Raw genomic sequence first — 296 nt, 5'->3', positions numbered from 1 at the left:
GTTTTACCTATATGTTAAAAAAGAACTTCCGCCTAAGTGGAAAGATGCCGTGCTTACTTTATTGGCGCTTTCCGGCGTGTTTCTTCTTTTGACAGGCGGAAGACCGGACAGTTTGTATATTCCGGCCGAGGCCGCCGTTTGGGGCGTTTTGTCCGGTGGTGCGCTTGCTTTCTATACGGTTTTTGCAGGAGGTTTAATTCAATCGTTCGGTGCCTTGACGGTTACGGGATGGGGAATGCTCGGCGGAGGGGCCGGTTTTTCTTTTTTGTTTCCGCCGTTTCGGTTTAACCTTTCGC

At 50.0% G+C, this 296-nt stretch carries 1 pseudogene; it reads left to right on the top strand.

Annotated features, from left to right (window positions below):
* Positions 1-296: pseudogene (locus tag CF394_RS15460) on the top strand (DMT family transporter); the annotation flags it as partial.

Source organism: Tetzosporium hominis, assembly GCF_002265435.1.
GTDB lineage: Bacteria > Bacillota > Bacilli > Bacillales_A > Planococcaceae > Chryseomicrobium > Chryseomicrobium hominis.
Note: the sequence above shows the minus strand (reverse complement) of the source record. Positions and strands in the feature narration are given on the sequence as shown.